Here is a 10,288-nt window from a genome sequence, read left to right on the forward strand (position 1 = left end):
GGATTGAGGGGGGATAACGTACCGATGGGCATTCAACAGAACGGGCGAGAAGTGGATAAATGGGGACGGTTTGAGCTGACGTTAAAAGGACCGTCCGAAGGAAATCCGTTTCAAGAGGTTCAGCTATCCGCCCGATTTCAATACAAGAACCTCATTATAGAGCCTGATGGCTTTTACGATGGAAACGGAACATACCGGATCCGCTTCATGCCTGATCGAATTGGCGTCTGGCGCTATGTTACCCGCAGCAATCATGGTGATCTTGATGGTCATTACGGCGAATTCGTATGTGTAGAGCCGTCCCGCGAGAACCATGGTCCCGTGCGGGTGAAGGATCATTATTTATTCGCGTATGAGGACGGTACACCGTATATGCCATTCGGCACTACCTGCTATCATTGGACCCATCACAGAGACGAGCGGCTTGAGGAGCTTACACTACAATCGTTGAAAGATTCTCCGTTCAATAAAGTAAGGATGTGTCTTTTACCCACACGGGATATGAAACCTCCTCTTCAGTTGGCCTTCGAGGGAACGTGTCCGGAAGATGTGGATAAAACACGGTTCAATAGCGAATTTTTTGCCCATTTGGAGCAGCGGATCGATGATTTGATGCAGCTCGGCATAGAAGCCGATCTCGTTTTATTCCATCCTTATGATAAAGGGTTTTGGGGCGTCGATAACATGGATGCGGGAACCGATTCTTTTTACTTGCGCTACGTGATCGCACGCCTTTCCGCATTCCGGAACGTATGGTGGTCGCTTTCCAATGAGTACGACTTTAATACATTCAAAACGGTCGAAGATTGGGATCGGCTGATTCAATTCGTACAGCATAAGGACCCGTACCAACATCTACGTTCGATCCATAACGGTACGAAGATGTACAAATCTTCCTGGTTGTACGATTTCTCCAAGCCTTGGATTACTCATCAAAGCATACAGCACTGGGATGCGGAGCTTACGACAAGCTGGCGGGAGGCGAATCCCAAACCAATCGTCATTGATGAAATATCCTATGAAGGCAACAGCTCTAGACGTTGGGGCAATATTTCCGGTGAGGAAATGACCCACCGATTCTGGGAAGCCATGTCACGAGGCGGTTTTGTCGGGCATGGTGAATCGTTCATCGATCGGGAGACAAGGGCCTGGATATCCTCTGGAGGTAAACTGTACGGAGAGAGTACGGAGAGAATCACTTTTTTGCGTAAAATTATGGAGCAAGGTCCTGCAGATTGGATGAAGGCTTGGCAGCAAGGAACGTATGGGCTTCAATATTTCGGTCATCACCAGCATGCCTATAAGTTCATTAACCTCCCTGAAAATGCTTCCTATCACATCGAGATCATTGATACTTGGAACATGACCATTACACCGGTTAAAGGCACGTTTCGCGGACGAAGCAGGGTTGACCTCCCCGGAAAACCTAATCTCGCATTGCGCATTTTGAAGGTTTGAGTAGAAAACCCGGAAGGAGGAGGTCAGACTGATAGTAACCAAGGAAGTTGAACGCTGGGGTGTGTTTGAGCTGACACTGGAAGGTCCCTCAGATGGAATCCCGTTCACTGACATACGTCTCTGCGCCATATTCAAGAAGGAACTGCATGTTGCTGAAGCAGAAGGATTTTACGACGGCAGCGGGAAATACCGTATCCGGTTTATGCCGGAGGAAGAAGGCGTATGGTCGTATGCAACGTCAAGCAATTGTTCGGATCTGGACGGGATATCTGGAGAGTTTACCTGCACCATCCCAGCAGCCGGCAATCACGGACCCGTTCGGGTAAAGAATGCTGTTCATTTTCAGTATGCGGATGGAACTCGGTTCATACCGATTGGCACGACCTCTTATGTATGGCATCTGCAAAGCGAACAACTTCAAGAGCAAACGCTGCATACGCTGCAGCAATCGCCATTTAACAAAATCCGCATGTGTGTTTTTCCGAAAAATTACGTGTTTAATAACGCTGAGCCGGATGCCTATCCATTTGAAGGCTCGTCAGAACAGGGATTCGATTATAGCCGTCTTCGACCGGATTATTTTGCCCATTTGGAGAAGAGGGTAAAGGATTTGGCAGATTTGGGTATACAGGCGGACCTCATTTTGTTTCATCCCTACGACGAGGGACGCTGGGGTTTCGATGAGATGACTTCGAATGAAGACGATCGTTATCTACGCTATGTCATCGCACGACTTGGTGCCTACCACAACGTTTGGTGGTCGCTCGCCAATGAATACGATTTAATGAACCATAAAAGTCTCGAAGATTGGAAGCGTTTATTTCGTATTGCTCAGGAATATGATTATGGCGGACATTTGCGCTCGATCCATAATTGTCGAACATGGTATGACTTCGGTGTTCCATGGGTGACGCATGCGAGTATCCAACATGCCGACGTGAGAGTTGTTTCTGAATGCACCAAACAATATGGAAAACCTGTCATTATCGATGAATGCGGTTACGAGGGAAATCTGGATACCAAGTGGGGCAGTTTGACCCCTGAAGAGTTAGTTTGCCGGATTTGGGAAGGGATTTGCCGTGGCGGCTATGTCACTCATGGGGAAACGTATTTGAATGCGGAGCAAGTTCTTTGGTGGTCGCATGGAGGGGAACTTCATGGACGAAGCGTTCGGAGAATCGAATTTATGCGTGGCATTCTTCAGGATACGCCGGAGCATATGACATACAGCAGTGATCGGCTCGATGCCGCTACGTTGGAGTTGAGGGGCGAATACTATTTACAGTACTTTGGCCCACATCGGTTTGCATTCCGCGAATTTGCACTGCCAGATGGGAAATATGAAGTTGATCTGATCGATACATGGAACATGACCATCACGCCGCTTTCTGGGACATATGAAGGTCGATTCCGAATTGATTTGCCTGCAAAGCTTTATTACGCGCTGCGTATTCGAAAAATGACCGTTTAGTCTTATCAATAGCTTAATCAGGGAGAGATGTCATTGGAACATTTGCGGAAATTAACGGGAAATTCAAAGCTTTGGTACGAAAAACCGGCAAAAACGTGGAATGAGGCATTACCGATCGGCAACGGTCGTCTAGGTGCGATGATATTTGGAAAAGTAAATCAAGAACGGCTGCAATTGAACGAAGACTCGGTTTGGTACGGCGGACCGGTGAACGGAGACAATCCGGAGGGTCGGCGATATTTTCCGGAAGTAAGGCGTTTATTAAGTAAAGGGAAACAAATTGAAGCAGAAGAGCTGGCACAAATGGGGTTAATGTCCAATCCCAAATCCATGCGACCCTATCAACCGTTGGGTGATTTGCATTTCTACCACGACGGGGAAAAAAAGATGATTTCCAATTATTACAGGGATTTGGACATTGAACAGGGTATCGCCCATGTCAGCTATTGCCTAAACGATGTTCAGCATGAGAGGGAATTGTTCAGCAGTGCGGTCGATCAGGTGATGGTTATCAGGATCACATGCAATCGGCCTGCAACATTGAATCTCAGGATGCATTTGAGCCGAAGACCGTTTGACGAGGGTACGCAAAGGATAGCCAATGATACTTTGATGATGAGCGGAGAAAGCGGAAAAAACGGGGTGACGTACTGCACGGCTGTGAAAGTCGTTCCAGAGAGCGGATCGGTGAATGCCATCGGTGATTTCCTCACTGTCCATCAGGCGGAAGCTGTTACCATCTATCTTTCGGCTGCAACAACATTTCGACATGAGGACCCTCAAGCCGAGTGCATTCAACAGCTGGTTCATGCAGCAAGCAAGGGATATGAACGGGTAAAGAAGGATCACGTAACAGATCATGCCTCCAAATTTGGGCGTGTAAAGCTGGAACTGGGCCGTCCCGAAGATGCGGGTGAAACCGAATTACTACCTACCGATGCTAGGTTGCAACGATACAAAGATGGCGGGGAAGATCCCGGGCTCATTTCGCTGTTTTTCCAATATGGCCGTTATTTGCTTATGGCCAGTTCCCGCCCTGGTTCAAATCCTGCGAATTTGCAGGGCATTTGGAATGAAAGCTTCACTCCGCCGTGGGAGTCCAAATATACGATTAATATTAACACGGAGATGAATTACTGGCCTGCGGAAGTTTGCAATTTGTCTGAATGTCATGAACCATTGTTTGATTTGATCGATCGCATGCGGGTTCATGGCAGGAAAACGGCGCAAAAGGTGTACGGCTGCGGTGGATTCGTCGCTCACCATAATACAGACATGTGGGGATCAACCCAAATAGAGGGAAATCATATACCAGGTTCAATTTGGCCGATGGGTGCCGCTTGGTTATCTCTGCACCTCTGGGAACATTACCGGTTCGGCTTGGATGAATCATTTCTCCGTGAACGGGCGTATCCGGTTATGAAGGAAGCAGCCGAATTTTTCTTGGACTACTTGTTTGAAGACGAAAAGGGACGTCTCGTTACGGGTCCTTCGACCTCTCCCGAAAATAAGTTCATCGGTCCCGACGGAAGCGTGGGATGTCTGAGTATAGGTCCTTCCATGGATACTCAAATCGTCTATACATTATTCAGCGCTTGTATGGTGGCTTCCGATATTCTTCAAACGGATGAAACGATTCGGCAGAAATGGGAAACGACACTTCGCAAGCTGCCGCAACCGCAAATTGGCAAACACGGGCAGCTGCAGGAATGGGTGGAGGATTGGAATGAAGTGCATCCGGGTCACCGCCACATCTCCCACTTATTCGCGCTCCATCCTGGAGAAATCATTCATGTGAGGCATACACCGGAATGGGCGCAAGCGGCCAAACGGACGCTGGAACGCAGGTTGGAGAACGGGGGCGGCCAAACGGGATGGAGCCGTGCTTGGATCATTAATTTTTTTGCGCGCTTGGAGGACGGGGAACAATCCTATGAGCATGTTCGCTTGCTGCTTTCCCTCTCGACACTACCGAATTTGTTCGACAATCATCCGCCTTTTCAGATTGACGGCAATTTTGGCGGAACGGCTGGAATTGCCGAGATGCTCCTGCAATCGCACCGTGGGGAGATTGCACTGCTTCCTGCCTTACCGAAGGCATGGATGCGTGGTAAAATCAGCGGTTTTCGCGCCCGTGGCGGTTTCGAGATCGAGATGGAATGGGAGGAAGGCGAGCTAACCCGCTGTGTCATTAAAGCGACGAAAAGCCAATTATGCACCGTAACGTGCAGGCGCCCGCAATCGTCACTTACCGTGGAAATGGATGGGACGCCGGTTGAAACCATTACCTCGGAGTATTTGACCAAGTTCGACGCTGTTGAGGGTAAGACGTACGTGCTCACAGCAAGGAAGCAGACTCAGCTTGAAGAAGCGAAGATGGTAACCAACATATAGCGTTGGAAATAGGATCATGCACAAGGCCACCGTTATCGGTGGCCTTGTTTGTCGTACAGCCTATCTCTCAGTCATCTTCGGCGACTTTTTGGACAGCCTTTTTTGCTGCAATGATGTTTTTCATCTTAAGATTCAAGTTGAGGTAGCGATGCAATTCCTGCAACGATGGTTTACATCGTTATGAGGGGGGGGGGGAGTATAACAGATCATAAAAAGTTGATGGAACGATGTTTTACATTGTTGCAATAAAGCCAATCTTCGTTTCTATGCTGTAACGATACTTTTCATCATTGTGTCACAGGTCGGCAAATTCTGCTGTTATGGAATGTGATAAGAGATAGACGTACATTCGTTGCTTACCGCGTGCGCCAGGGATAAGTATTCCCTTTGAGAGTAAGCTGCGGAGCAGGTTGCGCGCTTTTTGCTGCTCAACATCTAACTCCGTACATACGTTACTCGGTTTTACTTTTCTATTGCTGCGGAGCGCCATACGAATAATCTCACGTTCTTCGATAGAACAATTGCTGTACCGACCGGAGTGACTGCTTCAAAACCATTTTCCCATGAATGGATGGATCATTTGCTCGCACATTCTCGGTTTGTCTTTCACATCATCGAAGGAGAAGCGGAGCAATTTCCAGCCATCGAGCATCAAATGATTTTGTCGGATCCATTGATCGGAAAACTGAGAGCGTGAAATCTTCTGCAAGTGCGGACCTTAACCGTCGATTTCGATTGTTAGCCGTACGTGCCCGCGAATGAACGCAAAGTCGATAAATCGTGTTCCGTCGCGGAAGTCATGGACTTCATATTCAGGTACCAGATTGTCAAAGTTTGAGAAGGCGGGCCACCATACTTGCTGCAAAAATAACTGTTCCGCATGGCCGAGTCCTTCTGTTTAACGCCTCCGCGCTTCGCCTTGCCGCGACTTAACATGGTGTCGTATAAATTCTGAATAAGCAAGTACAGCCTTCAACCACCATACCTCCTTAGGAAAAAATAAAGCCGCTCCCCAGTCAGGATAACCTGAAACTGAGCAGCGGCGTGTGCTTCACAACCGTATATCTATTGAAATGATATAGCACAAAGCTGAAATCTATTGCTACTTGAAACATCATCTATTTTTGGAATAGGTAATTGCTGACAAGGTCACCATAATCGGTTGCCTTGTTTGTTGTGTGCGCACGGAGAAACTACAGTAACAGCCCTCTAGACCTTCCTTCAACTAACTCCTGATAGGCTCATATTATACCAGCAAATGATTCAATCATTGTGGTCGAATGATCCCTAAAAAAAGCATGAACACCCTATAAATGTTTTTTCGTAGTGATGTAATGTAGTAATTAAGAGGTGATACCATGGAATTCATTAGACCTGAAGATTATTTGCCAAGAAAGCAAAATATACCGGACTTGAAGAAATACGGAATCGGCTTAATCGGCTGCGGGAGCATTGCGAATACGGCGCATTTACCCGGCTATCGTAAATATGGATTGCCTATTGCGGCTGTCTGCGACGTCAACGAGGAAGCGGCTCGTGCTACAGCACAAAAGTTTGATATTCCGTTTTGGACGACCGATGTTAATGAACTATTGCAAAATGATGAAGTAGGCATTATCGATTTAGCAATCCACCCTGAGCCGAGACTGGAAGTGCTGAAACTGATCGGCAAAGCGCCTCGGCCAGTTTTATGCCAGAAGCCGTTGGCGCTGGATTTGGAGCATGCTCAGGTGCTTAGTCAAGAGGCGAACCGGCTGGGTATCGTGCTAGGCGTGAACCAACAGGCTCGCTGGGCTCCGGCTCACAAAGCGCTGAAGATGGTTCTTGAGCAGGATCTCATCGGTGAGGTATACAGCATCCACCATGATATGCGTTCATTCCAAGACCAAGCCGGCTGGTGGTGGACGAAGATGAAAAATTTCAATATTGTCGATCACGGGGTCCACTATGTGGATTTGTGCCGATATTTTAACCCTAATCCCGAAGAAGAGTGGTCCCGGGTTCACTGCACGACAGCGCAGCTGAAGCAGCAAAACGCGATTGACCCGCTGATCTATTCGGCGAACGTTGAGTTTGGTCCGAAAGGCGGACGAAACCCGCTCATGGCTTCACTTCATTTTAACAATATTGCCAAAGCAAGCCGTTCCCATAGCAACACATGGTGGATTGACGGGACAGAAGGAAGCCTCTGGTGTACGCAAGAAACTCTCTATATGGCGCTGAACAAGCACAAAAACGTCGTGCACGAGATCAAGCTGAAAGGAACTTGGTTCCCGGACGCCTTCGCAGGCTCCATGATCGCATTCATGACCGCGATGGAGGAAGGCAAGCGTCCGCCGGTTACTCCGGAAGATAACTTGCAGACTGTCGCCTTGACGACAGCAATGGTCATTTCTAGTCAAGAAGGATGCGTGGTGGAAAGAACGGGCGTGTTGAAAGGAAGCGATCAATGATGAACAGACTCGGTTTTATGAGTTACATATATCTAGGCTGGAGCGCGGAAGCAATCGCTGAAGACGCAAGTAAACACGGATTGGCTTATGTGCAGATCGACCCTAAGCAAGCTATGCAGGTGATGGACGATGAGCTGTTTTCACTGACTCGTGCTGAAAAAATCCGTACCATCTTCGAGAATAAAGGGATTTCCGTCGTAGGTTTGTCGGGATACACCAATTTACTGAATCCTAACCTTCAGAAGCGAGAAGATAAATTGAAGCAGCTTGAGAAGATGATCGACCTATGTTCGGCTTACGGAACACGGTATATCGCGACGGAAACGGGAAGTCTTCACCCTACCAACGCTTGGCGAGATTTTGAGGGAAACAGGACTCCTGAAGCATGGGATCAACTATTATTCATCGTCGACCATTTGCGGAACCGAGCTGTGAAGAACGATGCCGTATTATTGATCGAAGGATTTGCGCTAAATGTGCTAGCGAGTCCGGAACAGGGTGTCCGTTTGATGGAACAGCTCGGAACCGAAGGGTTGGCGCTCATTATGGATCCTTTCAATTATTTGACGCAGGACGATTTAAGCCGACAAGAAGAAGCAATGGCGAACATATTCGACTGCATTGCCCCATATTCACCGATTGCGCATGCCAAAGATGCACTCTATGGAGATGAAGGCTTTACAACGCCTCGGGTAGGGGGGGGACAAGCGGATTGGAATGTGTATGCAGCGCTGCTTGGCAGTCGATTGCCGGATGTCCCGTTGATTCTGGAGCATGCAAAGCCGGAAGAAGTAGCGGAATGTTTGGATTTGATCCGAAAATCCTTTGAAAGCGCAGTTAGGACGTGAATGAAGGATGTCTATGACGCATAAACCGAAATTGGGAATACAGGGCCCTGTTGTCGCATGGCAGGATTCGTGGGCAGGGGATGCTTCAGAGCGTATTATGCGGACGGGAACGGGGAGTATTTGTCCGTCTCAAGACCGAAAGCCTGAGCCAGATGAATTTCTACATGCTTTGCGCGAATTGAAAGCGGACTTTTATGTTCATCATGTGATTCCAGAAATGAAAGGGTATTCAGAGCTCTTGGCAGATATCGCGGGTGCGGGATTAGACATTTGCCTTGGCAACGAATATGGAAACATTAACGGGCCCTGGACGGAAGGAACGAACAGGTACGACGTGCCTGATGAGGCGATTGTGCAGGCCGCAAGTTCGGGTCGGTGCATCGGACTGTTGTATGATGAGCCGGAGCATTTGCAAATTAATGCCGGACAGTATCGCCATGACGGGTGGTTCCCACATTGGGGCAGCACCGATGATATGAATTTGGTAGAGTCGCGCAGCAAGGTGGAGCGGTCGGTTTTGTCCCGTGTCCAGCACGTACATAGCGTCTTGGAGCAAACCGGATCACCCCGCACTTCCATGCCTTTGATTGCGGAGCATGTATTTCCTACCATGTTCCACACGTTTGCCAGAGCGGGAATGGACATCTGTCCCAAGATTATGAAGGAATCATTTCAATCCTTGCAGCTATCTACCGCATTGGGAGCGGCCAAACAATATGACAAAGCGCTATGGATTTGCGCCGATTTGTGGGGTCCGGATACGGGAAGGTGGTTCACCCGTTTTCAAGGATTTCCCGGGCACTCTCCTCAAGAATTTGAGTCAGCTTTGAGGATGGGCTACTTGATGGGACCGTCACATTTGTTCGTGGAAAATATCGATGTTCTGTTCAAACATACCTCAATCGGATTTGAAGCAACCGAATTCGGCGAAGTATGGAAAGAGTTCGTCCGTAAATTTATCCCTGATCACACGTTGACTTGGCACCATTCGCAGGCGAATCCGGATATCGCGGTCATTCATTCGGATGACGGAAATTATGGTCAGAATGAAAGGTTGTTCGGCAATCGGACACTCGCTGATGTAGGCGGGTCCCAAAGCGTGTTTCACATCTGGCATTTGCTCAGCCGGGGAACAATACCTGCTCACGGCAGCTGCATGCATATCCCAGGCTACGACTTTCCAAGACACGAATTGAAAAGAGAAGTAGCGTACGAACAATTTCCGTTAGAACAAGGGTACGTTTCAAGCGACGGAAGAAGGGTGCATCCGTTATTTTATCCGGTTAGAAATGTCCTTGCATTTGACGATCAAGTCAGCGCAGAACTTCTGGGACGACCGAAATTGATTATGGTTGGAGGCTCCTCCCTTTCCGCCGAAACACTGTTTGTTATCATCAAAAGAGCGGAAGATGGGGGAGTCGTCGTGATCGCAGAATGGCTGCTACCTCCTGATTGTCCGGAAAAGCTAAGGAACAGTGGAAAAATGGGCTTCGGAAGGTGGATCGTCACGAACGATTTTTTGGATGAACGAGTGAAAGAAATCGTTGAACCCTTTTTGGGGGAAGAACGCTGCTGGATGCAGCGCTTCGGCACGACAGAAGTGAGAATGTACCCTAAGGACAGCGACGGGTATACACTCGATTTTGAAATCGCAGCTGTATGAA

At 48.3% G+C, this 10,288-nt stretch carries 7 protein-coding genes; 6 read left to right on the forward strand and 1 reads right to left on the reverse strand.

Features of this window, described 5'->3' with window-relative positions; genetic code table 11:
* Positions 1 to 24: 24 nt before the first annotated feature.
* The 3 genes from QFZ77_RS19565 to QFZ77_RS19575 are packed head-to-tail and all read left to right on the forward strand — an operon-like array spanning position 25 to position 5,323.
* Complete coding sequence (locus QFZ77_RS19565; protein WP_307441974.1) at positions 25 to 1,458, forward strand: DUF5060 domain-containing protein; 1,434 nt, start codon at positions 25 to 27, stop codon at positions 1,456 to 1,458.
* Positions 1,459 to 1,489: 31 nt separating this feature from the next.
* Entirely contained in the window at positions 1,490 to 2,929 is a 1,440-nt protein-coding gene (locus QFZ77_RS19570) for a DUF5605 domain-containing protein (protein WP_307449658.1), read from the forward strand.
* Positions 2,930 to 2,962: 33 nt separating this feature from the next.
* On the forward strand, positions 2,963 to 5,323 hold the full coding sequence (locus QFZ77_RS19575) for a glycoside hydrolase family 95 protein (protein ID WP_307441976.1): 2,361 nt from the start codon (positions 2,963 to 2,965) through the stop codon (positions 5,321 to 5,323).
* A 738-nt stretch (positions 5,324 to 6,061) separates the two neighbouring features.
* Here the strand turns inward: QFZ77_RS19575 and QFZ77_RS19580 are convergent.
* On the reverse strand, positions 6,062 to 6,286 hold the full coding sequence (locus tag QFZ77_RS19580; RefSeq protein WP_307441977.1) for a hypothetical protein: 225 nt from the start codon (positions 6,284 to 6,286) through the stop codon (positions 6,062 to 6,064).
* Between the two features lie 395 nt (positions 6,287 to 6,681).
* Here QFZ77_RS19580 and QFZ77_RS19585 point away from each other — a divergent pair, with 395 nt between their 5' ends.
* The 3 genes from QFZ77_RS19585 to QFZ77_RS19595 are packed head-to-tail and all read left to right on the forward strand — an operon-like array spanning position 6,682 to position 10,287.
* The gene (locus QFZ77_RS19585) at positions 6,682 to 7,776 is read left to right on the forward strand and encodes a Gfo/Idh/MocA family protein (protein WP_307441979.1); all 1,095 of its coding nucleotides are present in this window, start codon (positions 6,682 to 6,684) and stop codon (positions 7,774 to 7,776) included.
* Positions 7,773 to 8,624, forward strand: coding sequence for a sugar phosphate isomerase/epimerase family protein (locus QFZ77_RS19590; RefSeq protein WP_307441981.1), 852 nt, complete (start codon positions 7,773 to 7,775; stop codon positions 8,622 to 8,624). Before QFZ77_RS19585 ends, QFZ77_RS19590 begins: the two co-directional genes overlap by 4 nt.
* 13 nt (positions 8,625 to 8,637) lie before the next feature.
* Positions 8,638 to 10,287, forward strand: a complete 1,650-nt coding sequence (locus tag QFZ77_RS19595; protein WP_307441983.1) for a hypothetical protein — start codon at positions 8,638 to 8,640, stop codon at positions 10,285 to 10,287.
* Position 10,288: the final 1 nt, after the last annotated feature.

Origin of the sequence: Paenibacillus sp. V4I3, from assembly GCF_030817215.1 — a bacterium.
In the GTDB taxonomy this organism is placed as follows: domain Bacteria; phylum Bacillota; class Bacilli; order Paenibacillales; family NBRC-103111; genus Paenibacillus_E.

Excerpts from the sequence above, each read along its gene's own strand:
- QFZ77_RS19585 (WP_307441979.1), top strand. The coding sequence starts at position 6,682 with ATGGAATTCATTAGACCTGAAGATTATTTGCCAAGAAAGCAAAATATA.
- QFZ77_RS19595 (WP_307441983.1), top strand. The coding sequence starts at position 8,638 with ATGACGCATAAACCGAAATTGGGAATACAGGGCCCTGTTGTCGCATGG.
- QFZ77_RS19565 (WP_307441974.1), top strand. The coding sequence starts at position 25 with ATGGGCATTCAACAGAACGGGCGAGAAGTGGATAAATGGGGACGGTTT.
- QFZ77_RS19590 (WP_307441981.1), top strand. The coding sequence starts at position 7,773 with ATGATGAACAGACTCGGTTTTATGAGTTACATATATCTAGGCTGGAGC.